This window comes from Shewanella sp. SACH (assembly GCF_001887095.2).
Taxonomy (GTDB): domain Bacteria; phylum Pseudomonadota; class Gammaproteobacteria; order Enterobacterales; family Shewanellaceae; genus Shewanella; species Shewanella baltica.
In genome coordinates this window covers 154,807-180,498 of the sequence record NZ_MPDG02000004.1, presented here as the reverse complement: position 1 = coordinate 180,498, position 25,692 = coordinate 154,807, and the positions used below count along the sequence as shown (strand labels likewise).

At 47.5% G+C, this 25,692-nt stretch carries 24 protein-coding genes; 11 read left to right on the top strand and 13 right to left on the bottom strand.

The window, feature by feature from the left end; genetic code table 11:
* Window positions 1-7: 7 nt before the first annotated feature.
* From BM607_RS16315 to BM607_RS16290, 6 genes are all read right to left on the bottom strand, one after another.
* Window positions 8-376 carry a DUF3325 domain-containing protein gene (locus BM607_RS16315; RefSeq protein ID WP_071940285.1) on the bottom strand — a complete coding sequence of 123 codons (369 nt, stop codon included), beginning with the start codon at window positions 374-376 and terminating at the stop codon, window positions 8-10.
* Between the two features lie 20 nt (window positions 377-396).
* Window positions 397-2,076 carry a PepSY-associated TM helix domain-containing protein gene (locus BM607_RS16310; RefSeq protein WP_071940286.1) on the bottom strand — a complete coding sequence of 560 codons (1,680 nt, stop codon included), beginning with the start codon at window positions 2,074-2,076 and terminating at the stop codon, window positions 397-399.
* The gene (locus tag BM607_RS16305; RefSeq protein ID WP_249269604.1) at window positions 2,073-2,435 is read right to left on the bottom strand and encodes a hypothetical protein; all 363 of its coding nucleotides are present in this window, start codon (window positions 2,433-2,435) and stop codon (window positions 2,073-2,075) included. The genes BM607_RS16310 and BM607_RS16305 overlap by 4 nt, the downstream gene beginning before the upstream one ends.
* Before the next feature lie 2 nt (window positions 2,436-2,437).
* The gene (locus BM607_RS16300; protein WP_071940287.1) at window positions 2,438-4,837 is read right to left on the bottom strand and encodes a TonB-dependent receptor; all 2,400 of its coding nucleotides are present in this window, start codon (window positions 4,835-4,837) and stop codon (window positions 2,438-2,440) included.
* A 101-nt stretch (window positions 4,838-4,938) separates the two neighbouring features.
* Complete coding sequence (locus BM607_RS16295) at window positions 4,939-5,928, bottom strand: FecR domain-containing protein (protein WP_071940288.1); 990 nt, start codon at window positions 5,926-5,928, stop codon at window positions 4,939-4,941.
* Window positions 5,929-5,930: 2 nt separating this feature from the next.
* On the bottom strand, window positions 5,931-6,437 hold the full coding sequence (locus tag BM607_RS16290; protein ID WP_012090589.1) for a sigma-70 family RNA polymerase sigma factor: 507 nt from the start codon (window positions 6,435-6,437) through the stop codon (window positions 5,931-5,933).
* Window positions 6,438-6,796: 359 nt separating this feature from the next.
* Here BM607_RS16290 and BM607_RS16285 point away from each other — a divergent pair, with 359 nt between their 5' ends.
* The 5 genes from BM607_RS16285 to BM607_RS16265 all read left to right on the top strand — a co-directional run bounded on the left by BM607_RS16285 (window position 6,797) and on the right by BM607_RS16265 (window position 12,588).
* Window positions 6,797-7,540, top strand: coding sequence for a transporter substrate-binding domain-containing protein (locus tag BM607_RS16285; RefSeq protein ID WP_071940289.1), 744 nt, complete (start codon window positions 6,797-6,799; stop codon window positions 7,538-7,540).
* Window positions 7,541-8,203: 663 nt separating this feature from the next.
* A complete protein-coding gene (locus tag BM607_RS16280) occupies window positions 8,204-9,763 on the top strand; it encodes an ABC-F family ATP-binding cassette domain-containing protein (RefSeq protein WP_071940290.1) in 1,560 nt (519 codons plus the stop codon).
* A gap of 11 nt (window positions 9,764-9,774) precedes the next feature.
* Entirely contained in the window at window positions 9,775-10,929 is a 1,155-nt protein-coding gene (locus BM607_RS16275) for an MFS transporter (protein WP_071940291.1), read from the top strand.
* A 67-nt stretch (window positions 10,930-10,996) separates the two neighbouring features.
* The gene (locus tag BM607_RS16270; protein ID WP_071940292.1) at window positions 10,997-11,683 is read left to right on the top strand and encodes a class I SAM-dependent methyltransferase; all 687 of its coding nucleotides are present in this window, start codon (window positions 10,997-10,999) and stop codon (window positions 11,681-11,683) included.
* A gap of 257 nt (window positions 11,684-11,940) precedes the next feature.
* Window positions 11,941-12,588, top strand: a complete 648-nt coding sequence (locus BM607_RS16265; protein ID WP_071940293.1) for a CatB-related O-acetyltransferase — start codon at window positions 11,941-11,943, stop codon at window positions 12,586-12,588.
* A 46-nt stretch (window positions 12,589-12,634) separates the two neighbouring features.
* Here the strand turns inward: BM607_RS16265 and BM607_RS16260 are convergent, their stop codons facing one another.
* The gene (locus BM607_RS16260) at window positions 12,635-13,555 is read right to left on the bottom strand and encodes a LysR family transcriptional regulator (protein WP_083548646.1); all 921 of its coding nucleotides are present in this window, start codon (window positions 13,553-13,555) and stop codon (window positions 12,635-12,637) included.
* Window positions 13,556-13,739: 184 nt separating this feature from the next.
* Here BM607_RS16260 and BM607_RS16255 point away from each other — a divergent pair, with 184 nt between their 5' ends.
* The 6 genes from BM607_RS16255 to BM607_RS16230 all read left to right on the top strand — a co-directional run bounded on the left by BM607_RS16255 (window position 13,740) and on the right by BM607_RS16230 (window position 19,950).
* On the top strand, window positions 13,740-14,489 hold the full coding sequence (locus BM607_RS16255) for a 3-oxoacyl-ACP reductase family protein (RefSeq protein ID WP_012090585.1): 750 nt from the start codon (window positions 13,740-13,742) through the stop codon (window positions 14,487-14,489).
* 196 nt (window positions 14,490-14,685) lie between these two features.
* The gene (locus tag BM607_RS16250; RefSeq protein ID WP_071940295.1) at window positions 14,686-15,114 is read left to right on the top strand and encodes a hypothetical protein; all 429 of its coding nucleotides are present in this window, start codon (window positions 14,686-14,688) and stop codon (window positions 15,112-15,114) included.
* A gap of 279 nt (window positions 15,115-15,393) precedes the next feature.
* Window positions 15,394-17,505 carry a protein-disulfide reductase DsbD domain-containing protein gene (locus BM607_RS16245; RefSeq protein ID WP_071940296.1) on the top strand — a complete coding sequence of 704 codons (2,112 nt, stop codon included), beginning with the start codon at window positions 15,394-15,396 and terminating at the stop codon, window positions 17,503-17,505.
* Window positions 17,506-17,640: 135 nt separating this feature from the next.
* The gene (locus BM607_RS16240) at window positions 17,641-18,525 is read left to right on the top strand and encodes a thioredoxin domain-containing protein (RefSeq protein ID WP_071940383.1); all 885 of its coding nucleotides are present in this window, start codon (window positions 17,641-17,643) and stop codon (window positions 18,523-18,525) included.
* Between the two features lie 25 nt (window positions 18,526-18,550).
* Window positions 18,551-19,075, top strand: coding sequence for a protein disulfide oxidoreductase (locus BM607_RS16235; RefSeq protein ID WP_071940384.1), 525 nt, complete (start codon window positions 18,551-18,553; stop codon window positions 19,073-19,075).
* A 143-nt stretch (window positions 19,076-19,218) separates the two neighbouring features.
* Entirely contained in the window at window positions 19,219-19,950 is a 732-nt protein-coding gene (locus BM607_RS16230; RefSeq protein WP_087486559.1) for a class I SAM-dependent methyltransferase, read from the top strand.
* Window positions 19,951-19,979: 29 nt separating this feature from the next.
* On the opposite strand, the gene cyoE is transcribed toward BM607_RS16230, so the two are convergent.
* The 6 genes from cyoE to BM607_RS16200 all read right to left on the bottom strand — a co-directional run bounded on the left by cyoE (window position 19,980) and on the right by BM607_RS16200 (window position 25,552).
* Window positions 19,980-20,912 carry a heme o synthase gene (gene cyoE / locus BM607_RS16225; protein ID WP_006079488.1) on the bottom strand — a complete coding sequence of 311 codons (933 nt, stop codon included), beginning with the start codon at window positions 20,910-20,912 and terminating at the stop codon, window positions 19,980-19,982.
* Between the two features lie 13 nt (window positions 20,913-20,925).
* On the bottom strand, window positions 20,926-21,267 hold the full coding sequence (cyoD, locus tag BM607_RS16220) for a cytochrome o ubiquinol oxidase subunit IV (protein WP_006084647.1): 342 nt from the start codon (window positions 21,265-21,267) through the stop codon (window positions 20,926-20,928).
* Entirely contained in the window at window positions 21,267-21,887 is a 621-nt protein-coding gene (gene cyoC, locus BM607_RS16215) for a cytochrome o ubiquinol oxidase subunit III (RefSeq protein WP_006079490.1), read from the bottom strand. The genes cyoD and cyoC overlap by 1 nt, the downstream gene beginning before the upstream one ends.
* Before the next feature lies 1 nt (window position 21,888).
* Entirely contained in the window at window positions 21,889-23,868 is a 1,980-nt protein-coding gene (cyoB, locus tag BM607_RS16210; RefSeq protein ID WP_006079491.1) for a cytochrome o ubiquinol oxidase subunit I, read from the bottom strand.
* A gap of 2 nt (window positions 23,869-23,870) precedes the next feature.
* Window positions 23,871-24,974, bottom strand: coding sequence for a ubiquinol oxidase subunit II (cyoA, locus tag BM607_RS16205; RefSeq protein WP_071940297.1), 1,104 nt, complete (start codon window positions 24,972-24,974; stop codon window positions 23,871-23,873).
* 188 nt (window positions 24,975-25,162) lie between these two features.
* A complete protein-coding gene (locus BM607_RS16200) occupies window positions 25,163-25,552 on the bottom strand; it encodes a hypothetical protein (RefSeq protein WP_006079495.1) in 390 nt (129 codons plus the stop codon).
* Window positions 25,553-25,692: the final 140 nt, after the last annotated feature.

The window sequence follows — 25,692 nt, the reverse complement described above, 5'->3', positions numbered from 1 at the left end:
AATTTTATCAACCTTTAACTTGATTCATTTTATGGTTAACTCGCCCTGTATCTGGGTAAGTGAAGGAGAATAATTTACCCGCAGGACGTAACCAGCGAGGTCGCCAAGCTAACGTTAAAGCAACGGCAAGTGCAGCCACGCCAATCAGTGTTATCCAGAGCAGGCTGCCAAAGCTGGCACCGTCGCGCACCAGCGATAGTGCTAAAGATATGCTTAGCATCAAGATGCCTAGGCAGCGTAGGGTCAACACCACCCTTTGAGTGGGTAGCGCCTTATCGAAAACAACGCGCCAATGCCGTACTTGGCTCAGGGCGAACAAAGCAAAGCTGAGGTAGGCCGTGCTAAATATGGCGACTAACAGCAGGTCTTTAGGCATTAATCCTCTCCTTTTAACATCTAACTCTCACGGATAACGGATAGTTTCCGCGCTGCGTAAATGGCCATCACAGCACTAGTAACAAGCACTAAGTCTAGGGTCGCAACGGGCCAATAGGTATGGGTGAATAGGGTTTTAAGCAGATGGTCGCCTGTGGTTATCCAGTTCAGTCCCACAGCTGCGATAGTAATCAGAGCAATCGCCCAGCATTGTTCTGCCCAAGCCTTTCGGTAACCATGCTGTTTGTTCAAAAACACTCTGATCAACGCATGAAGTAAGCAAGCTAGCCAGACACCAAAGAAGGCATATACCTCTAGATCGCGGCTGGAGATACCGGCAAATTGTTCCCTATTATTGAGCAAGCGATTGACCACTAAAAAAGCCCCGGTCGCAGAAATAATGCCAGTGATCGCAGCGATGTTATGTGCATTCATAAAAGACACATTGAAGCCAGTGCTGCCTTGCCTTTGGTTGCGTGCCTGAGTCCAATGCAGTAGGCCAGTGGCGATTAACGCGCAAGCACCCAGCCCTGCGATAAAATAAAGCCAGCGCAGTGGCCAGTGTTTAAATTTGATGTAATGCATACCAGCAATAAAGTTAAATACATTGGTCGTCGAGGATGAGTTGAAATGTGCTAGTTCCTCTCCAGTGGCGGTAGAAAATCTCCTATTATCAATATTCTGAGATACGCTGTTATCGCTATTTAGCCTGAGTGCGACGACACCACCTGCATCTCCAGGATTGCTAACCCGAATCATATAGACAGCCCCTTGACCTAGTTCGTTTTCGGTCGCCGCAATCATAGGATCAATTGCGACAACATTGGCGGGTTGGCCTATTGCTTGTGGTCTAACACGCCCCTGTGATTCGGCGATAAAACGGCTCCGTGCTGGACTATTGCGTGAGCCTTCTCTGGCATCGGTAATTTCGTCTTCATTTTCACTGCTAACATCTTGCTCTCGTTTGCGTGAAGCTTCTCTTACTTTGGATTTGGGTCGTTCCTGCGTCACGGATGGTGGGTTAAGCTGTGCGAAAACGGCATCGGGCGCCTTGGGGAAATAGATCAAGTGCGCAATCATTAGCCCTGACAAGGTGATGACGATAGTGAAAGGCAGCAGCACAACGCCTGTAAGGTTATGAATATCGAGATTGGCTCTGCTAAAGCCACGAAGCAGCCTAAGGGTAAAGAAATCGGCAAATATTCTACGGTGTATGACTATGCCGGAAATTAACAGGCAAAGCATACCCATGCTCGCAATACCAACCAGTAGGGCGCCAATGTTATTTTGGCGTAAGGTTAAATTGTGATGGAAGGGGTAAATAAAGTTACTCGCTCCTCGGGTGTTTGGAGCCGGAAGCGGTTCGAGCGTGATCGGGTGGAAACTATTTCGCTGTGCTATGTGTGACTTTGCAGAATCATAAGCCAATGTCAAAAAAGGTCGTCGCTCAGCGGGTAGCACGATAGTCCAAGCTTTTGCCCCCTCAGCTCGCTCTGCCAGTAAAGGTATGATCTCGCGGTCTACCGATAATGGCCTTGCAGTATCCATGTGTATTCGAGTGTGTGGCATCATCCAGCGATCGATTTCTTTATCGAATACTGACAGCGTGCCGGTCCAGAAAATGGCGAACAGCAAGCCGCTTAATATCAATCCTGCCCAAGTGTGCAGGAGACTCATCCGAGTACGGAATCCATCTTTCATGCTAATGCTCCAATTATCCAAGCCATGAAGATACTAAAACCCGTCAGGCTGGTTACGTTCAGCCAAGTTCGCAGGACGCCGTTACGGGAAAATGCCCACAATAGAATGAGCACTAAGTAGATAAACCCCAGCATACTGGTAACTACCACGGCATCCGTCCATGGCATACCCATGTGGTAAAGCAGAGCTCCTGTTGTATTAACAAGTTGGCCACTGGATAAATAGCACAATAAACAGATGGCGATTGAGTGTGCCAGCATCCCAGTGGTGAACAGCCATTTGCTAACGGCGCTTTGATTGCCGGGCTTCGCTTGATGGGACAATCGTGAGTCTTTTTCGAGCATGATATGTAGGCCCATATTCAGAATTGCGTCTTAACGCTAACGAAATAGCTACGTCCGCGCTCTGAATAGCGGTAGGCCCCAGTATCGTTATTCACTTTAAATCGTGTAGCGTCGGTGATGTTGTCTATCCCGACGTTGAGGCTAATAAAGCGGTTCAGCGAATAGTTCAGACCTGCGTCCAGCGTGATCAAATCCTTGTCACTCTTATCGACCGTGTTGCGCTCGAAGCTGACTCGGGTGATCTCGCCCTCATAATTACCTCTCAGGAATGCCGAGAGTGCATCTGTGGGTTGGTAGTCGAGCGTTATTGAGCCGTTATGATTTGGAATGCCGACGAGCGAATTTCCGTCCAGCAATGCCAAGGTGTCACCGAAAGGGCGTGGACCCGCGGGGGTATTGATGATCACGTTGTCTGCGTCAATTCGTGAATCGGTATAGGTGTAACTCGCTTTGAGCGCCAAGGTATCAGTCATGTCCCAGTGGCCTTCGAGTTCGACACCGCGGATCTGTGCTCCCTTGGCATTTAGCCAAGTGGCCCAAGCTGGGCAGTCTTTGGTGCCAACGTCACCTGAAATGCAATAGGCTGGAATATATCCACCGTTACCATCGTCGAAATAGAAGGTGTTGGTGTTGAGGATTTTGTTGGAAAAGTCATTGAAAAATAGCGTTGCGCCGATATTTAGCGTGTCATCTTTAGTGTAAAGCGCGCCGATTTCATAATTCGTGCTTTGTTCTGGCTCTAAGTCGGGATTACCAACAATGACAAACTGACTCGTACTGCCGCCGCGTTGAGAGCCTGTGGTGTTATCAATCTGGTCAATCTTCGGGCTCTTGTAGCCAGTGGCTATGCCCCCTTTGAAAGTCCAGTGATCGTTATGATTGAAAACAAGATATGCTCTAGGTGAGACATGATGACCAAAGAATTCGTTATCCGTTAGTCGCGCACCAAGGGTGAGATAAAGTTTCTCTGTGAGCAGTTCCCATTCGTCTTCTGCAAAAATACTGATATCGCTGACAGAACGGGTACCAAAGCTTCGGGGAGTGCCATTACCTAAATCACCGTTAGTCAGTTTGTCGTTAGTCCATTGACCACCGAAAGTCAGAGTATGGCTATCCACACCTGTGATGAAGCGCGCATCGCCGACTTTGTTTGTTGATCCTGTAGTGAAATCAGCTGCAGCAGGATAAGTCAGTCTTTCATAATCTTCTTCATAGTATTTCAGTTCTAGTTCGCCAAGATCGAACAAGGCATTGTACGCAATGCTCCATGCATCTCGGGTCCATTCGCGGTCAATACTTCCTCTGGCTGTGGTGAGTAGAACTCCACCAGGATTGCCAATGTAGCGCTGACTCGCCTTTGAGTAGTCGAGGATAAACTCGTGGTCGCGATTAGGCGTGATCCGCAGCTTACCGCCTAGGGTTCGCTTAGTGGATTCCTGATATCCACCGTAATATTTGTCTTCGTCCTGTACGGCTTGATTTCCCCAAATGGAAGCACCAAGTAGATCTTTAACCAGCGGCCCCGAAATATAGATATCCTGTTGGTTTTGATTCCCCATAGCGCTGCTGTCTGGCACGCGCAAACTATAGCCCGCGCTAGCACTCCAATGTTCGGGTGTTTTTTTGGTAATGATATTGATGATGCCGCCCATTGCATCGCTACCGTAGAGAGAACTCATAGGCCCACGAACCACTTCGACGCGCTCAATCGACGCAACGGGAGGGATAAAATTGCTATCGAGATCTTCGTTGTTCAATCCTCGCGGATTTCCCGTGTCCGAGCGTACCCGCTTGCCGTCAACGAGCACTAACGTATAACCCTTCTCCATGCCGCGTATGGATATTCCGCTCTGTGCGCCAGAGCCAATAACATTGACACCGGGAATTTCCCGCGCGATATCTTGTAGTGAATTAAATTTGCGTTGCTCTAGATCCTTGCCTGAAAGCACACTAATGCTCGCTGGCGCATTTTTGATATCCTGTTCATAACCCGCAGCGCTGATAACCGTTATGGGTGCCAACACTATTGCGGCGGTCGCCTTGCCGAGAATATATTGCCCCTCAAGGCGCGATGTGACCTGTAAACCCGTCCCCGCCAGTATCTTTTGCAAGCCTGCTTCAATCGAGTATTGTCCCTCTAGCCCTAAGCTGGTTTTACCCCGAGTGAGTGCTGAAGATATCGATAGATCAATATTCGCGGCTAGAGCAAAGCTGTTGAGTACAGTATCGAGCGTGCCCGCCTTAATCTGATAATGTTGTAGCTTGTTGATTTGTCTGGCATCAACATCGACAGTTTGAGCCTGTGATGGCTGTGGTGCTGTAATGCTTAAGATGACGGTGAAACTCAGGCCCATAAGGGACAAGTAGTTAGCGCGGTATTTTTTTAGTCGCGAACGGCCAAATTCAACGGAATGCATAGAGAGTCCCAAGGGGGAAAGTTAATAGGTTCTATCTACTATTCCGAACGAGATCGCAAAACCCGTAAAAACTTTTGAAAATAATTTTCAGCGTTAAGGTTTTAGCGGGCTGGGATCACTTTGACCCAGTAAGCTGTGCGATATTGCAGTTCTACTGACAGGCTGCTTGCAAGGCTTTGTAGGGCAAGGTCGGTATCTTGCAGAGAAAATACGCCGCTGATGGTCAAATTGGCCACAGCACTATCGTATAGCGTGAAGCCGGGTCGATAGCGGCCGATCTCCTCGACAAAATCCGCTACCCGCATCCCTTCTGCCACTAGCTTGCCATGGCGCCAACTGATGGCTGCGTTTTGTAGCGGTTCAGGAGGCGCAATCATTGTCTTATCAAACCGAGTTTGTTGGCCTGCATCTACTCGTTGTGGCTTAACACCACTGGCAGCATAAGCTTCTACTGCGCCGTCGATTACGGCTACACGGGCATAGTGTTCGTATTGGCGGACGCAGAACTCAGTACCTAACGCGATTAGTTGGCCAAAGTGAGTGGTGACTAAGAATTGGCGACGGGGAGATTCATGACCCGTTTTGATCAAAATCTCTCCTTGATGGAGTTGTATTTGCCGCTTCTCGGCGGAGAAATCCACATCCACCGCAGTATCTATGTTTAGTGTTAAGCGGGTGCCATCTTCAAGAGTAAAGGTGCGAGTTTCGTCTGCGCCGGTGCGGTATTGAGCCTGCAGACTCCGGCCAAGTCGAGTCTGTGACGCGCCAAGCCAAGTCGCGGTGACGCCAATCCCTGCCAGCGCTAAAACATTGAGGAAACGCCGACGTGATACGACGGACTGGCTAACTTTTTCAAGTACTTGGATGCCTGTACCCTTAGGTAAGGAGGCGAACTTGCCAGTGATCTGGCACATGCGTTGCCATGCTTGTTCGTGAAGTGAACTTTGGTCACGCCATTGTTGGCAGTTAATACTATCTTGCTCGGTAGCGTCATCCGCCAACAGGCGTGCCATCCAGCCAGCCGCCGCTTCAATGGTATCGCTATCGGTTTCCTGCCCGATATTTTCGGCCCCAGATTGATTGGCAGGCATGACTAATAGGATTCCAGCGCGAGGCAGCAGGCCGCTAAGCCTCGCGCAACGTATTTTTCTACCGATGAAACAGAGACTGATAGTTGCTTAGCAATATCGGCATAGCTTAAACCCTCTATCTGGCGCAGTAACAGCGTCAAGCGCACATTATCCGGCAAGTTATCGAGCATAACGGCAATTTCAGCGAGTGTTTCAATGATGACATGATGGATCTCTGGCCCAGGAATGAAGGTTTCTGGCATCAAGCTCAAACTTTCTAGGTAGGCTTCTTCAATCTTCTGCCGACGATAAGCATCAATCATCAATCCTTTGGCAATGCGGGTTAAAAAACGCCGCGATTCGCCTGAAGGCGGTAAATTTCCAGTTTTTAACAAACGTAGAAATGTATCTTGGGCTAGGTCGGCCGCTGTTTCTGAACAACCCACGCGTGAGTATAGCCAGCCGCGTAGCCAAAACTGGTTATCTCTATATAGGTTATTGATAGGAGAAGAAATATTGACCGACGTCATACGGTATAGGCAAGAATATTAATAATGCTGTAATGATATTGATTATCATTTGATAGGTCAAGTTTTGTGTCATTACGCCCATGAGATTACCTGCTTATGCATAGCGAGAATCATGGCGGAAAATAAGTTGTAATCCTGTTTTATGCGACTTTCGAGCAAAAGGATTCGCCTATCTTTTTGTGTTTTTGACTGGCTCAACTAAACTTGAGCCTTATCTCTATAGGACGACCGATTATCTTTTTGAAAAATATGGTGATTCATTAATGAGATAAAAACATCTTGTTAGGGTTAGCTTGCTGGTGGTTTGACTTAGTTTCTAAGTGAATAAAAAGAAAGTTGGAATATTTTAGGAGAAATTGATGAGTAAGTTTCTGCTGTTCCTGATTTTAACTATGAGTGCCTTTGTTTCGGTTGCAAACCAAGATGTTCTTATCGGTAGCGGAGAATGGTCTCCGTATGCTGGCGCTAAATTGAAAGGATTAGGTTTTTTAAACGATGTGGTCACAATCGCTTTTGAGCAGGAAGGAATTACCGCAAAATTCGAGTTCAAACCTTGGGCTCGTATTGAAGTCGAAACCGGTAATGGGTATTTTCTCGCGTCACCCGGTTGGTCCATTCAAGAAGATCGTAAAGCCCAATATCTGTTCAGTAAGAAACCGATAATCGTTTCTCGCAGCGTATTTATTACACGAATAGATAGTCAGTTTGATTGGAAGATTATGAGTGATCTTAAACAATTTACTATCGGGAGCAACCGAGCCGATTACTATGTTAACGCACTGACTGAGATAGGAGTTAAAGTTCAAGAGTTAAACGAATACCCACAGGGAATCAAGATGCTACTTGCTAAACGCTTTGACGCGTTCATTGTAAATGAAGCCGTGGGGCTGAAACTGATACGCGATTTATCTGCTGAAGAACAAGCTAAAATTCAAATTCACCCTTTAGCGTATGATGAAAATTTCTCCTTCCTCATGTTTTCTAAAAATTATCCTAATGTCGAAGCTTTTGTAGAAAAGTATGATTCTGGCTTTGAAAAAATACAGAAATCGGGGCTATATCAAACAATGGTTCAAGATTTATATAAAGGTAAATATGATTGATTAGATTGGTATTTTCGTAAAATCCATCAAGGAATATAGGGTAGAGTAGTTCATTGAGCCTATTTGCTAATGTTACTTTGATAATTGTTGTATTTTTTCATGTTCCGCATAAAATTTAAGTTGCGATTGACGTGTTTTCACTATTTAAACTTATATACTGACCTTTAATTACAGCGTCAATTACAGCGTCGGCTTTATTCATTTTTCAGTGGTGGGTATTGTTGCCGATAAAGTTTAATCAATAATATTCAGTTGGTTAGGTGTCAATCCCCAATATTATATTCTATTAATCGCAAATATTGTTATGTTTGACTACAATTCTCGACTTCGCTAAAGTCGCCATCTGATTAGATTTTTGGTTATCTGCAATGTTGTACATCCTATTCAAGAAATTTGTCAGGAGACTGTGCTCCGCGCACTAACACGATGAAGTGTTGCTCGGAGCTTGATGTTTTCTGAATCTTCATCAGCTACAAGGTGATTCCCTGTCTTTAAGTGGAAGGGGTTCTTGTATCTGAACATTGCAGAAACTTGGCCGACGATGATGCTTCATCGTCGGCTTTTTTGTTTCTGATAAAAATCAGAAGCAAAGTTTCAATGTTTCTTGAAACGAGGGGCCGGTATATCAACTGCCGCCCCTCGTTTTTTTTTGGATGTAATACAATGAGTTTACTCAAAGTTCATAATCTAACTTATCACATTGGTGATAAAACCTTGTACCAAAATGCTGATTTCAATCTCTTTCCCGCTGAGCATGTTGGGGTAACGGGGAGTAATGGCGTCGGTAAAAGTACCTTACTTAAATTACTGCAAATACAGTTACTGCCAGACGGTGGCGATATCATTTGGCAACCCTCTGTGAAAGTGGGGTATCTGGACCAACACGCCCAAATGGATGCCCAGTTTCGGGTACGTGACTACCTCAAAACCGCCTTTTCTGAGCTGTACTTACTTGAAGCAGAAATGATGGCGATATACGCCTGCGCCGAAAAAAGCGCAGATGATAGCTACCTTGTGCGCGCCGCTGATATTCAGACCCAGCTCGAGAGCCAGTCATTTTACCAAGTTGATAGCCATATCGACGCGGTCGCAGACGGACTCGGCATTACTCAGTTTGGTATGCACACAAGGCTTGGCGAGTTAAGTGGTGGGCAGCGTCATAAGGTGATGTTGGCGTCGTTGCTGTTGATGTCACCGGACGTGTTATTACTGGATGAGCCAACCAACTATTTAGATAGTGTTCATATTCAATGGTTAGCCGACTACCTTACTGATTTTAATGGTGCCTTTATGGTGGTGTCGCACGATCACGCCTTTTTGAATCGTATTGCCACTAGTATTTGCGACATAGATAGACAACAGATCCGCAAATACAAAGGTAATATCGATAAGGCTATGGCGCAAAAAGTTAGCGATGGTGCGGCTCATGCTAAGCAATATCTGGCGCAGAAAAAACACATCGATAAACTGGAGCAGTTCATTGCGAAAAATGGCGCTGGCGTCAATGCCAGCATTGCCAATGGTCGTAAAAAACAGCTAACCCGCATAACGAAGCTCGCCGCGCCGGAATTAGATAAGCCAATATCGATAGCGTTTAAACATACGACCCATAATGCCCAGCAAGTGCTGAGTGCAACTGACCTGCTAATTGGTTATTCGCGGCCACTGCTCCCCACCATCGCACTTAACATTAGCCGCGGCGAAAAGGTGCTGATCACAGGTTTTAACGGCATAGGTAAATCTACTTTGTTGAAAACCTTGGTGGGTGAGTTGGCGCCAGTTGCTGGGCAGATAGCAATTTCTACGGGGGTCAAACTTGGCTATTTTGAGCAGGAATTACATTGGCCATATCCAGACGCCACAGCAGCCAATCTCATTAAATCTGCATGTGGTGGGCTCGATGATAAAGCGGTCAGACAACAATTAGCCCAGTTTGGGGTGTCAGGAAAACTCGCTATGCAGCCTATTCGTACCCTTAGTGGCGGTGAGCAAACGAAGGTAAAGCTTTGCCGATTGGCACGAAATCCGACTAACTTGTTAGTCCTGGATGAGCCTACAACACATTTAGATGTCACTGTAAAAGCAGCACTTAAGCATGCCTTGATTGAATACTCTGGGACTATCATTGTGGTGTCTCATGAGCGTAGTTTTGTCGCCGACTGGCCAGACCGAATTGTGGACATTCAAACCATTATCACCGCACAAGATGCTGAAATTATTTAGGTTATCAAACCATGTTATTAAAAGTGTTATTATTTTTCATTGCGTTCCTAGTCGGTGCAGATGAGCTGATGCTAGGGCCAATCTTAGTACCTATTGGTCATGATTTAGGAGTTCAATCTGAACGTGTGACCTTATTCATTACCGCCTATAGCGTGGCGCTGGCGATAGTGGCACCAGCACTGGGCGTGTTATCTGACAGCCTTGGACGTATGCGAGTGATGTTACCTGCAGCCTTACTGTTTGGGGCGGCTTCCATCGCAACCGGATTGGTTAGCTCATTTGAGTGGGGGCTGACGACACGGATACTGACGGGTATTGCTAGTGCAGGCATGTTACCGATTGCTTTTGCGATGGCCGCAGATGCTTCAACTAACGCTAGTAATGATGCGATGACGCGTATCGCATGGGTTCAATCAGGGCTGACGCTTGGTATGATCTCTAGCCCAGCGCTTGGGGCATTGTTGGCTGAATGGCTCTCTTGGCGCGCCGCGTTTATGGTACTTGGCGTGTGTGCTTGGTGTGTGGTTGGCGCGCTCGCCGTGGTTTTCGTTCGCAGTAAAACTGTTGAAGCTCCCGCTATCCATGATGGCGATGAAAAGGTCACTAAAATCTGGGCTATTCCGGGTGCTACTGGCGCCTTGCTGGCGATGTTTTTCGGCCTTGGCGGAGGCATCGGATTATTCAATTTAATTGGGCAGCATTTACGCGATACGTTAGGCATGAGTATTTGGTCCGTGGGTGTTATGTATGCTGTGTTAGGGGGGAGTAGCGTTATCGGCAATATGTTAATGCCGCGCGTGGCGGGCCGACTTGAAAGCGGCCGCCAAGTTATGCGACTGGCGTTAATTGTGTGCCTTATTGTCAGCATTGGGTTTTATCTGTATCCCGCGCAGCAACTATTAGTGCTGATATTACCGTTAGTCATGTGGTCGCTAGCGGGTGGCGTCGGTTCGCCAGCATTACAGAGTTATATTGCGCAACTATCTAACGCGCATCGCGGCATACTGATGTCGCTCGCCATGACTATGATGCACCTCGGGGTGGCTATCTGGTCTGGCGTAGCGGGATTTGCTTATAGCGTTGGACCAATAGGCATGGCCATTCTTGCTACTTTGTTATTTGGTGCCGCCATCGCTGTGTTACGCCCTGTGAAACAGGCTCAATAGCCGCGAATAAAAAGACGCACTAGTTTTTATCATGGTTTACAACCGATTGATTATGGATAGTTTAAAAATGAAACAAGTACACTTTGAAAATCCTGATGTAGTCCGCCGTTATGCCCAGGGCCCAACGGCATTTGTGCCAGCCTATGAGCAGATGCAGCGCATGACTGCTCAGCTTATAAAAGAAGGTATAGGTGAAGTTGGCGAGCTGCTTGTGCTTGGCGCGGGCGGCGGATTCGAGCTCGAGGTCTTTGCTTCGCTACAATCTCAATGGCGTTACACTGGCGTAGATCCAGCTGCAGAAATGTTAAACGCTGCCAAGGCGCGCCTCGCTGCTATCGATGCGAGTGAGCGAGTGAATTGGCATCATTGTTATATTACAGATGCCCCAGAAGGTCCATTTGATGCTGCAAGCTGTTTGCTCACGCTACACTTTGTCGCTGACGATGGTAGTAAGTTGCAAACTCTGCTCGAACTTAAAAAACGCCTAAAGCCTGGCGCGCCGTTTGTGCTGGTCGATTGTTGTATTGATATCTCATCACCAAGCGCTGAATTAATGTTGGCACGCTATCGAGATTTTGCGCTGGGTTCTGGTGCCGATCCGGAGCAGGTCAGCACCACCTGTGATCGCTTAGTCAATGTGCTAAAAATGGTCAGTCCGGCGCGTAACGAGGCGTTACTTAAGAGTGCGGGCTTTACCGATGTAGAGCTTTTTTATGCGGGCCTTTCATGGCGTGGTTGGCGTGCAACGGCTTAGTCATTTTCTAAACGTGTGACTTAACTAACCATCATAGCTTTGCAGCGGCGGGCTATGGTGGTTAACATGTCGGCTGGCATAGCTCATGTCGATATTTCAGCTTTATGGGCTATTTTCTTTTTGATACCCACTTATGACTTTTATATGAAACTCATTCCTCTGCTAAAACAACCGCGTATTCACTGACTATTCTAATGTGAAACTTCTCATAACATGATGTCTTATATTTATTATTTTGTTTATAAAGAGGATTTACAATGCAGAACAAGCATTGGTCAAAAGTTCAGTTATTGCATGAGGTAGTCACCAATCCCAATATCATAGTCAAAGGCCAACATAGCTATTACAGTGATTGCTGGGATGCTGGCTTTGAGGGATCAGCAGTGAGATATCTTCATGGTGATGAAGTGAGCCGTGAGTGGGAGCCTAAGTGGCCTATCGATAAACTTTATATCGGGAACTATGTGTGTATCGCCGCCGAAGTTGTGATCTTAATGGGCGGAAATCATACGCATAGAGCGGATTGGTTTTGTTTATATCCCTTTATGGATTTCATCGAGGAGGCCTATGTAGGCAAAGGCGATACTCATATTGGTGATGGGGCTTGGTTAGGCATGAGATGTATGTTGATGCCAGGGGTGACGATAGGTGAAGGTGCGGTTGTTGCCGCAAATAGTGTCGTCACCCAAAATATCGAACCCTACAGTATTGTGGCGGGGTCTCCTGCGAAATTAATCAAGTATCGGTTCGATAAAGACGTTATTAGTGAGTTACTGGCGTTAAAAATCTACGATTGGCCTGCCGAAAAGTTTGAAAGCTTAAAGCGGTATTTGTGTTCGGCGGATTTTGACGCGCTCAGCAAAGCGATCACTCTCTATGACCAATCCATACATCAAAGCAAATAACCGTTAGTCCCAAAGTGAAAGGTCGCGCTTAGTCGAGGCCTTTTACTTATCCTGCCTTAAATCTGCTTTTGGGCGCTTTCGCTAAGTCGACCAGTTCTTCGATGATCACCCGTAGCTTGGGTTGGAGGTAAGGGGTTTTAAGCCAAATCAAGTGGATGGGTGTGTCGTCACTGGCGAGTTCGTCCAGTACCGAGATAAGTTCACCAGTTTTAAGATAGTCCTCAACCAACCATATAGGCACTTGCGCTAAACCCACTCCCGCCAGTGTGGCCGCTAAAATGGCTTCGCAATCAGCGATTTCGTGGCGTACTGGAATGTCATAGGCCTCGATAATCCCATCCTCATTTTTAAGTAACCAGCGATGTTGCTGCCCAAGCGGCCAGCCGACAATGCATTGGTGCTGGCTGAGATCTTCTTTGTCTTGTGGCGTACCAAGTCGAGCGAAATAGGCGGGAGATGCGCAGATTACTCGGCGTTGTTCTCCTAATCTACGGGCGACTAAATCCACAGTGTCGCCGAGTTGTCCGACACGCACCGCCAAATCAATGCCGTCACTGAACAAGTCAGTCGCTCTATCGTTGAAGGTAATGGATAACTCGAGCTTGGGATATTTTTGCGATAGTGATAATAGGGTCGGCAGTATATATCGCCGCCCAAAAGTGACGGGTAAATCCACTCGCACTCGACCTGAGGGAATTTGTTGTTCGCTGCCGAGTCGGCTTTGTGCATTGTCTAGGATTGCCATGGCATTTTGGCAATCTGTGAGGTACGAATCGCCATCATTGGTTAAGCTCACCCGCCTTGTGGTGCGGTGCAGCAGCTTAGTGCCTAAGCGGTTTTCTAATCGCACTATGCTTTTACTGAGCGCCGAACCTGTCATGCCTAACGCCTGCGCCGCTAAGGTAAAACTGCCGAGTTGTGCAACTGTGACAAAATGACGTATCTCAACAAATTGATTATTTATCACGGCAATTAATTCCTTGAAGGACTTAGTGATGGTCATTTTAGTGACTTAATCATGGCAAGTGAATCGCGTAAGCTACTACCACAGTATGAAAATGAGCGTTAATAACTGGTCAATGGCTAATTTATGATTGATAAGTAACGTTTTCTATACCATAAATTTTTTATCCCTATTGAGTGAGCTAACTATGAAATCGTCGAATAATCTGCAAGGTAAAGTGGCTTTTGTACAAGGTGGTAGCCGTGGTATCGGCGCTGCCATCGTTAAAAGATTGGCGAGTGACGGCGCCGCAGTTGCCTTTACCTATGTGTCATCTGAAGCCCAATCACAATTGCTGGTGGATGAAGTTATATCGCAGGGTGGTCAAGCCATTGCCATTAAGGCTGACAGTACTGAGCCAGAGGCGATCCGTCGTGCCATTCGCGAGACCAAAGCGCACTTCGGTGGTTTAGATATTGTGGTCAATAATGCGGGTACGCTGATTTGGGATAGCATCGAAAATCTGACGCTAGAAGACTGGGAACGAACAATTAACACTAACGTGCGCAGTGTGTTTGTGGCGAGCCAAGAAGCCGCGCTGCACATGAATGACGGCGGCCGCATCATCAATATCGGTAGCACCAACGCTGAGCGCATTCCGTTTGTAGGTGGTGCGATTTACGGCATGAGTAAATCGGCATTAGTCGGTTTAGCCAAGGGATTAGCGCGGGATTTAGGCCCACGTGCGATTACGGTGAACAACATTCAGCCAGGCCCTGTGGATACCGATATGAATCCTGATAACGGCGATTCATCTGAGCCAATCAAGGCGATGGGTGCTCTGGGTCGTTATGGTAAAGCCGAAGAGATCGCCAGCTTTGTCGCCTTTATCGCTGGCCCAGAAGCGGGCTACATTACAGGTGCGAGTTTGATGATTGATGGTGGGTTTTCAGCATAAGCTTTGTCTGTATCTATTTTTCAGGCAAGGCAAAATAATTTGCTTGTTGATGAACTATTGTTACAATCCGCCGGTCTTATCTGCAGCTATCTGTTGAAAGACACTCATTTTTTATCTTTATTATCAAAGAATAAGACGAAGAGAAATCCAAATTTTTACGTTATTGACTAAGAAAACAGGCAACTTATGGGGCGTGATGGTGTTTACCATTCTGACCTTGTTCTGTTTGACTCAAAACAGTGGAATACTTAACTTGTTGCTCAAGGAGTCGAGCGCGCAAGCGATGTCGGCTACGTCTTTTTCTGGTGCTGGTTTTGGTGCCAACTCAGTTTTAAACTCAAGTTCAGCTTTAAACAGCAGCTCAGCTTCAAGCAATATGGCTAGTCACGTCGATGCCCAAGCGGCGGGTACTGAGCTGGTCAAAAGCGAGCCTAAAAAATGTGAATTGTCTGAGAAATCGATCCGAACCTGTATCGACACTCCGAGTAGCATCCCATTTCTTATCCTGTTGTTCCTACTTCCGTTACTTCCCCGCGCCTCCCGCGTGATAACACTGTTACCCATACAAGGTTATCAAGCTAAACCTAGGCGAATACATCTCACTCTCTGTCGCTTTCAAGAATAGAAATAATTTACTTATCAAACTGATAGGTGAGTTTATTCTGGCGCCCATTCTCTAGCTCGATAGTTGGCTTTTCTTACCCGTTTACCGGTTGAAAGGACCATTACCTAGCTGCAGAACGTCCGCTTTTACACATCCTATCTCCTATCAAATTTCTTGAATTAAGCCTGCTATCACATTGATTTTTCTTAAGTCATCACGCCCTTTGTAATGGGGGCAGAGTTAAGCAGTAAAGCAAGCATTTACAGGGCATAACGAACAGTTCATGCCAATGGGGACAAAATGAGTACATTAAAATCCATGTTAACCAGATTCTGGATACTCGCCTTGATAGTGACGAGTCCGTCGCTATTGGCCGCATCGACGGGATGGTTAGTTAACGATAATCACCCGCCAGCCAAAGTACGTTTTATGCTAACGGGCGAAGTTGATCCCGCAACGAATACTTTGCCCGCTGTGCTTGAAGTACAACTTGAGGGCGATTGGAAAACCTATTGGCGCAGTCCTGGGGAAGGCGGTATTGCGCCGACGATAAAATGGGATGGCTCACACAATCTACAGCAAGTGGATTGGAGATGGCCTACGCCAGAGGAATTCTCATTATTGGGATTGCAAACCTTTGGTTACAAAGGTAATACCACCTTTCCCTTAACCCTAAAAGTCGATGATATCGCTGCCCCAACTCAGCTGCGTGGCAAAGTGACCTTGTCGACCTGTACCACTATCTGTGTACTGACGGATTATCAGATTAGTCTCGACTTCACGCCCAATGCGCTGCAAGCAGATACCGATGCCATGTTGGCTTACAACAAGGCCGTGTCGCTTGTGCCACAAAAAGTGTTGTCCCAAGAGGGCCAGAATCCTGCGATGACAATGGGTTGGGATGCCGCCAAAGGTCAACTTGAAGTCAGACTCAATGATGCCAACTGGCAGAGTCCAACCGTGATTATCGATGGCGAGCCAGATACCACATTCAAGCTAGTGAGCTTAAAGCCAAGCGAAAGTGATGCTAACGGCAAGCAATTGGTCGGTATTTTCAGCGGTAAAAGTTGGCTGGGCGAGCCTGAAGTTTTGGGTAAATCGCTGAACATGACTGTCGCCGATAGCGAGCGAGCGTTGGAATACAGCGCCGAAGTTAAGCCTGTGGTGATTTCCCAAGCAAGTACCTCGATATTTGGCATGATACTGCTGGCGCTTATTGGTGGTTTGATCTTAAACGTCATGCCCTGTGTGTTACCAGTACTTGGCATGAAGCTCAGTTCAGTGGTTGCTGCGCCAGATCTTAAGCGTAATCAAATCCGCCAGCAGTTCATCGCATCAGCGCTGGGGATATTGGTCTCATTCTGGTTACTGGCTGGCTTTATCTTAATGCTTAAGCTCACGGGTCAAGCGATTGGTTGGGGTGTACAGTTCCAAAACCCTTGGTTTATCGGCTTCATGGCGCTGGTGACCACAGTGTTTGCCTTCAATATGTTAGGTGTGTTTGAGATCAACTTACCCTCTAACGTGCAAACCAAGTTGGCGACAACGGGCGGCAATAATAACAGCGGCCATTTTTTACAAGGCATGTTTGCGACGCTGCTGGCGACACCGTGCAGTGCGCCTTTCTTGGGGACTGCGGTCGCCTTCGCCTTGGGCGCCGATGTACTGAGCCTGTTTGCCATCTTTACCGCGTTGGCCGTGGGTATGGCGTTCCCTTGGTTGATTGTGGCGGCATTTCCGCAAGTGGCGGGTTATTTCCCTAAACCCGGTCGCTGGATGAATACAGTCAAAGTGTTTTTCTCCGGCATGTTGCTCATCACCAGTTTGTGGCTGATTAGCCTGTTGGCCAGCTTTATTGATGTGCTCTACCTGTGGCCATTAGCGGGTGTCATTACACTGATATTTATGGTGTTTATGGCTAAGAAATATGGCGCGATTGCTATTGTGAGCTGCTTAGGTATCGGCATTTTACTGTCGGCGGTTATTGCATTTATGACGGCGAACCAGTGGGCTAAACCTTTACCTGCGGACCTCGCTTGGACGCCATTGGACCAAGCATTGATTAATCAGCAGGTGGCCCAAGGAAAAACTGTGTTTGTCGATGTCACTGCTGATTGGTGTATCACCTGTAAGGCCAATAAAGTTGGCGTGATCTTGCAAGATCCAGTCTATAGCCTGTTGCAACAGCCGCATATTTTGCCGATGAAGGGCGATTGGACCACGCCTTCTGAGCCCATTACTCATTACCTGCAAAGCCATAATCGTTTTGGAGTGCCATTCAACGTGGTTTACGGCCCGGGTGCGCCGCAAGGGATTGAGTTACCGGAAATTCTATCGACTGACCTTGTGCTTGCTGCGATTGAACAGGCCTCTGCGTCCCCTGAAAAGTCATCCGTAGCGGCAGGGAAATAACGCTAACGACCAGCCGTTCACTCGGACATGTCACTCGGCAATATCACTGGCGAGTCTCATTCAATAGCGAGTCGAGTGGCCCTCAACAAATACTCAGGTCAGGAAGCCCCTGACCTGAAACAATGGAAATCGATTATGAAACAGACAATTGAAGCACAAAACATCACTGAATCAATGCAGAATACTCAAGTCATCGGAGGCACCAAAATGTCGAAATTTAGCTCTTTATTCAAACATCGCAAGTTGCAGATGTTTGCTGTCTCGGGTGTCGCCATGGCCATGCTGGTGGTTTCCTTGCCTTCGGTGAGCACAATGGCCTATGCCAAGGACAGCAGTTTATCGGCGGCGCAGCAGCAAGAGGTGCGAGCGATTCTTAAAGATGCCTTGATCAATGATCCTGACCTAATGAGAGAAGCGATTATTGCGTGGCAAGCAAGGGAGCAAGAGGGGGCAAATACAGCCATGCAAACCAGTCTTGTGACTCATCATAAAGCCATGTATGAGACCAAAAGCGATCCGTGGAAGGGCGCTGCGACACCTGAGATTGAGATGGTGTACTTCACCGATTTTAACTGCCCATACTGCAAGAAAATCGAGCCTTCGCTGAACCAGCTGATTGAAGAATTTCCGCAGTTAAAAATCATAGTCAAAATGGTGCCGCTGCAGGGCGAAGGCTCCAAAATGGCGGTCGATTTTGCCCAAACGGTTTGGTTAAACGAGCCTGAAAAGTATCTCAAGGTGAAGGATATGTTGATGTCGAGCCCGCGTGGACTCGATGCCGCCGCCATCGCTAAGGTCGCTAAACTGACGGCAACCGAGCGCTGGGTCGGCAACACAGATGAGCGCGTCGCTAAAATGGTCGATGATAATGTGAAATTAATGAATGAGTTAGGCATAGGTGGCACGCCAAGTATGATAGTGGCCGATACGCTTATTCCCGGATTAGTGCCTTACGAAGTGTTAAAAGAGCAGCTTGAAGCCGCGATTGCCGCTAAAGATAAGACGCAGAAGAGCAGTTAAGATGCAGCCAAAGGAAACTGAAAATATGAGCGCCGAACAAGTTTCGATATCTTTACCTAAACGCATATTGGGCTGGATTAAGCAGCTGGCACTTTTGCTGCTCATTGTCATTATCGTGACCAGCGTGATGGACATCTGGCGTGGCAAAGATATCCCACGGGATAATTTGCCGCAGCTACAAGGGACGACCTTGGCTGGGGAGATGCTTGATATTACCACGCTCAGCCAAGATCAGGCGGTATTGGTGTACTTCTGGGGCACTTGGTGTCCTGTGTGTAATTTTGTCAGCCCGGCGGTCAATCAAATGTCGGCCTATTACCCTGTGGTGACGGTTGCCATGAGTTCGGGGGAGGATGAGAAACTGAGAAAATATCTTCAGCATCAGGATTATGGCTTTGACACTATTAACGATAGTGACAGCAAGATTGCCCGTGATTGGTCATTGCAGGCGACGCCAACCATTATGATCTTTAAAGATGGCGAGTTAAAACACTACACCACTGGCTTTACTAGTCTGCCCGGTATGTGGTGGCGAATGCTCTTTACTTAAATCAAATCATTAAACTGACTGCAGTTTGCCGGAGTTGCTTAGTGATCAGCTCAAGTGGGTTGAATCCAAAGCAGGATCTGGCGGCTGCATCAGGCGAGTTTGCTTGACTCGTATCGGTAACAAGCAAGAAATAAGGAAAGCTTATGAAACAGAATAAATATGATGATCCGGCATTCTTCAACGAGTATGCCAAAATGCCGCGCTCAACCGGAGGACTAGAGTCCGCAGGGGAATGGCAGGCGCTGCGAGAGAATTTGCCTGAGCTTCGTGGCAAGCGAGTGCTGGATCTCGGATGCGGCTATGGCTGGCATTGCCAGTATGCTGCGGAACAGGGCGCTGCTGCCGTTGTGGGAATCGATATCTCAGCCAAAATGCTTGAAAAGGCAAGGGAGTTGACGACTGCGGACAATGTTCGTTATGAGAATACTGCCATTGAGGATTTTGAGTCGCCTTCCGGCGCATTTGATGTCGTGCTCAGTTCGCTCACTTTGCATTATGTGCAAGATTTAGACGCCGTCTTTGCCAAAGTGGCGGAGCAACTATCAGCGCAAGGCGTTTTTTGCTATTCCGTTGAGCATCCCGTGTTTACCTCCTGCGAACAGCAGAACTGGCACTTTGATAGTGAAGGCAAGATTGCGCATTTTCCGGTGGATAATTACTTCAAGGAAGGGAAAAGAGAAACCTCTTTTCTAGGTGCAGACGTCGCTAAGTACCATAGAACGATTGAAAGCCATTTCAAAGCGCTGATCTCGGCGGGGTTTCAGGTTGATGCTTTGGTCGAGCCAATGCCGCCATTGGAAATGATCAACAAAATGGGTTGGCAAGATGAACTCAGGCGACCCATGATGTTGATCCTTCGAGCGATCAAAAAGTAACTGACTTAGTACAGCGTAACGCCATTCAACTATTTCACTAAGGTAAGCAGTGGCGCCTGACTCACGACTTGGAAGTCGAGCGCCATAGTCACACTGAGCGCCGTAATAGTGATGATTGAAAAACCAAACACTTGGCGAGCCCAGCGTTGCATGTCGACGCCGTGGCGATAACCTTTTAATGCCATGGCAAGCCACCACAGGCTGGTTGCGCAGGTGACCGCCATAAAGGCGATACCTGTGTAACCCGCGAGTGGCAACAGTGCACTGACTAAGGCGAACACGGCAATATAAAGCACGATATGCAGTTTTGCTTTGGTCATGCCTTCTGCCACTGGCAGCACAGGAATATTGGCTGCCGCATAGTCATTAAAACGGAAAATCGCGATGGCATAGGAATGTGGCATCTGCCATAGACTGAACATCAACAGCAAAATAGCCGCGCCCATGTCCATTTGCCCTGTCACGCTGCAATAGCCAACCACGGGCGGTACTGCGCCCGAGAAGCTGCCAACCAAAGTGCCATACACTGAGTTACGTTTCATGTAGAGGCTATAAACCCCCACATAAACGATGTAACCAATAACGGCAAATAGCAGGGCTAATGCATTGGTAAACAAGGCTAAGATGCTAAAGCCCAACACGCCTAAGGCGAGTCCAAACGCGAGTACGTTACCCACGGCAATTTCGCCCGTGACGGTCACGCGTTTGCAGGTTCGCTGCATCTTGGCGTCGATATCACGGTCAATACAGTTATTGATTGCGCAGCCCGAGGCTACGACCAGGGACAATCCCACTAAGCTCGCCAGCATCAAGACCAAATTTACGTCGCCTTTGGCGGCTAATAAAAAACCGCCAGCAACGGAAATCAGATTCCCGAAAATGATGCCAGGCTTAGTAACCTGCACATACCCTTTGAAGCGTGCTTTCCATTGCGGTGACATAAATCTGTCTTGTATTTGCATAGACTGTTTCTCGTTACATCATCAAAGCGTTGGCTTCGAGTATGATCCATACCGACAAGCCGACTACCATGACAATAATCAGGGCGGTAAACAGGAAGGAGAAGGTATTTACTTTGCCTTCTTTCGAGAAATCTAAGTGCAAGAAGTACTTAAGATGTACCACTATCTGCACTATCGCCATCACTAGCACTAAGCTAAGAGTGGTCGCTTTCTCGAAGTGATGGGTCATTACGGCCCAAAACGGAATGGCGGTTAATACCACTGACAGCACAAAGCCCATTAGATATGACTTAATGCTCGCGGCCAGATCGTCAGTGCCATGGCTAGGCTTATGAGTATGACTATGTGCGCTCATTAAAGTGCTCCCAATAAATACACGACCGTGAATACACAAATCCACACTATGTCGAGGAAATGCCAGAACAAGCTTAAGCAGCTCAGGCGGGTGATGCTGCGATTACCTAAACCAGTTTTCGCCACTTCAATCATCATGATCGCCATCCAAATCAGACCTGCGGTCACGTGCAAGCCGTGCATACCGACAAGGGTGAAGAAGGACGACAGGAAAGCGCTGCGTTGTGGGCCATTGCCGTGTTCAATCAGGTGATGGAATTCATAGACTTCCATCCCGATAAACACACAACCGAGGGCGAAGGTGACGAGTAACCAAGCTAAGGTCGCGGCTTTGTTGTGGCGCTTAGCAAAAATCAGCGCCATACCGTAGGTAATACTACTAACGAGCAGGGCGGCAGTTTCAATCAGCACAAAGTCCAATTCGAAAATGTCTTTACCCGAAACGCCACCGTCTGTGTTCATGTAGAGCACAGCATAGGTTGCGAAAACCGAGGCAAACAAAATGCAGTCGGTCATCAGGTAAATCCAAAAACCAAACAGAGTGTTGCCACTGGTGTCATGGTGTTCGTGGTGATCTTCTGCGTGAGCTACTTCTAAATCTGCTGGGATTGCAATACTCATATCAGCCCCTTACTACATTGTTTAAGTGGGCATTTTCAATGCGAGCCACTTCATCGGGTTGCACGTAATAGTCGACGTCATTGTTATAAGCACGGAACAGGAACACCACGAAAGCGCCCACTAAGCCCACAATGGCTAACCACAGGATGTGCCAAATAGCGGCAAAACCCGCGGCAGTGATCCCTAGCGCCATTAAGATACCGCTTGGGGTATTTTTCGGCATATGGATAGCTTGGTAGTGTTTTTGACGTTGATAAGCCACGCCTTTTTCTTTCGCATCGGTAAAGGCATCAATATCAGCAACCTGTGGCAGCTTAGCGAAGTTATAGAACTGCGGTGGAGAAGCGGTTGACCACTCTAAAGTATGACCATTCCATGGATCGCCTGTGGTGTCGCGGTTTTGGTCGCGGTCACGGATACTCACGTACAGTTGGATAAACTGCAGAATTATACCGACCATGATGATGCAAGCACCCACGGCGGCTAAGTAGATCCACACGTTCCATGCTGGGTTATCAATGTGGTTGATACGGCGTGTCATACCCATAAAGCCCAGTACGTACAGCGGCATAAAGGCCACATAGAAACCGATTTGCCAGCACCAGAATGACGCTTTACCTAAACGCTCATTCAAATGGAAACCTGTCGCTTTAGGGAACCAGTAAGCAAAGCCTGCTAAGTAACCAAATACCGCGCCACCAATAATAGTGTTATGGAAATGCGCGATTAAAAACAAACTGTTATGTAGAACGTAGTCGGCACCTGGTAAGGCTAGTAACACCCCTGTCATACCGCCTATAGTGAAAGTCACCATAAAGCCCAGCGTCCACAACACTGGCACCGTTAAACGTAGGCGGCCACGGTAGATAGTGAACAACCAGTTAAACAGTTTTACCCCGGTTGGAACCGCAATCACCATAGTCATCACCCCGAAGAAGGCGTTGACGTTGGCACTTGAGCCCATGGTGAAGAAGTGGTGTAACCAAACGATGAAACCTAGAATTGAAATCGCACCACTCGCCCACACCATAGAGGTGTAACCGAACAGACGTTTAGAGGTAAAGGTTGAGATCACATCGGAGAAAATACCAAAAGCAGGCAAAATCAGGATGTAAACTTCAGGATGTCCCCACGCCCAAAACAGGTTGATATACATCATGGCGTTACCGCCACCGTCATTGGTGAAGAAGTGGAAGTCCATGTAACGGTCGAGTGTCAGCAGGGCTAACACAGCGGTTAAGATTGGGAATGACGCGACGATCAATATGTTCGCCCACGTACAAGTCCAAGTGAAGATTGGCATTTGCATCAGCTTCATGCCTGGGGCACGCATCTTAAGTACGGTGGCGATAAAGTTCACCCCGGTTAAGGTCGTCCCTATGCCCGAAATCTGCAGTGCCCAGATATAATAATCGACCCCAACCCCCGGACTGTAAGCCAGCTCTGAGAGTGGTGGATACGCCACCCAACCTGTCTTAGCAAATTCACCTAAACCCAATGAAATATTGATCAGCACAGCGCCAGAGGCGGTAAGCCAGAAGCTGAGGTTGTTCAAGAATGGGAAGGCAACGTCGCGGGCACCAATTTGCAGCGGCAACACTAAGTTCATCAGACCTATCATAAATGGCATCGCCATAAAGATAATCATGATCACGCCGTGGGCGGTGAAGATTTGGTCGTAATGTTCAGGCGGTAGATAACCTGCGGCGCCGTTGGTGGCGAGTGCTTGCTGGGTACGCATCATTATGGCATCGGAGAAGCCACGAATGAGCATCACCAAAGCTAACACTATGTACATGATACCGAGGCGTTTATGGTCAACTGAGGTTAACCAGTCGTTCCAAAGTACGCTCCATTTTTTGTGTTTAGTGATCAAGGCTGCGATATACAAACCTACCACTGCGACGACCGCTAAGGTCACCATGATGATAGGCTCGTGATACGGAATCGCATCTAAGCTTAATTTACCGAGAAATGACATGATTACTCCGCCTCCACTTTTTGAGTGGATGAGTGCTCTAAGGATAAAGGTTCTGTGGATGAGTCCTGTGTTGATGACGGTACAGAAGGTGTTGAGCTATCCATGTCGGCCATGTTCTGTGTATTTTCCATCGCGTGCTCGCCTGCCATATGTGCCATGTCGTGCATACCTTTCATGTCTGCCATGTCAGATGTGTGCTCAGTGCCCATGTGTTCCATGCCTGCGTGCATGTCCATTCCTTCGTGACCTTTCATTCCGTCATGTGAGTCCATGTGCATGTACTGCATCACGATTTGGTCAAACATCCCTTTGCTCACTGAGCCAAAGTATTCAACCGGATTGTATTCACTCGGTTTAGCCAGTGTGGTGTAGGCCGCTGAGTCCAATGTCTTGCCCTGTTGTTTTAACTTGGCAACCCATGCATCGAAGTCGGCAGGTGTCTGAGTGGCAATCGCTTTAAACTTCATGCCCGCAAATCCGGCGCCGCTGTAGTTAGCCGAGATACCATCGAAGGTGCCTGGCTCGTTAGCGATCAAATGCAATTTAGTAGTCATGCCCGCCATAGAGTAAATCTGGCTGCCTAACTGCGGGATGAAGAAGGAGTTCATCGCAGTATCAGAGGTGATCTTAAAGTTCACCGGCACATTGGCTGGAAACGCCAACTCATTGACCGATGCCACGCCTTGTTCTGGATAAATGAATAACCATTTCCAGTCTAGCGACACCACTTCAACCGTGACGGGTTTAGCTTCGTGATCTAAAGGTTTATAGGGATCAAGATCATGGGTCGAACCCCAAGTGATCACACCTAGCACTATTACGATCACAATCGGCACTATCCACACGACGGTTTCAATCGCTGTTGAGTGTGCCCATTTAGGCGCATAGATTTCTTGATCACGGCCATCGCGGTATTTCCACGCGAAGTACAATGTCATGGCAATCACAGGGATAACAACAATCAGCATGAGTAGGGTGGCGACGATAATCAGGTGTTTTTCATCGATACCGATTTGGCCCTTAGGGTCCAACACACCGCCATCACAACCCGCGAGCATGAATGCTACTGCCGCGATTGCCGCTTTACTTAATTTTCGAATTAACAAAGGAAGATTCCTCTAACCCTAAGGTTTACAACTCTGCCAAGCGTGAACCGGCAGTCGCACTAAGCGGCGTTATCTGAGCGCAAATCCTGAAATCCAAGAGGAATGACACAAAAATGTGCCACCATCCCGACGAAATCGAAGATCAGCTTTCAGCGCTTAATGCTTAATTTGAATTTAAAAACAGAGGGTTAAAATGGTGGGGCGCGACAACCGTGGGCGGTATGTTCGAGGGATTTTAGCCTTGGGGGTGCTAAAAAAAGTGAAGCGTTAGTTAAATCGAGATTATTGAAAAATTTGAAGCAGCAGTCGATTAAATGCCATAACTGCAGAATAACGAGGGGGTTGAGCAATAACAGGCTGAGCAGACTGGCGCCGATAAACTCGACTAAAAAGCCATTGCTGAGGCTGATGAGTTCACTAATATCGACACAACCGCCGATCAATACGTACAAAACGTCAGCTACAGGCAGCACAAACAATAACCCGAAAAACAGGGTTAGGTTTGTCATACTAAAGGTTGAAAACCGAATAATCAGGTTCAATCTTTCAGCAATGAATTGGCTAAGAGCTAATTTCAATTAACGGGTCCGGTAGAACGGGAAAGGGAGTCAGTTGGCAGAACAAAAAATATTCAGCATGCAACTTTTTTATGCGGCTGGAGGATACCAAGAAGCGGCTATTGAATGAAAGCGGATCCCCGTGGTAAAAGGGCTTAAGC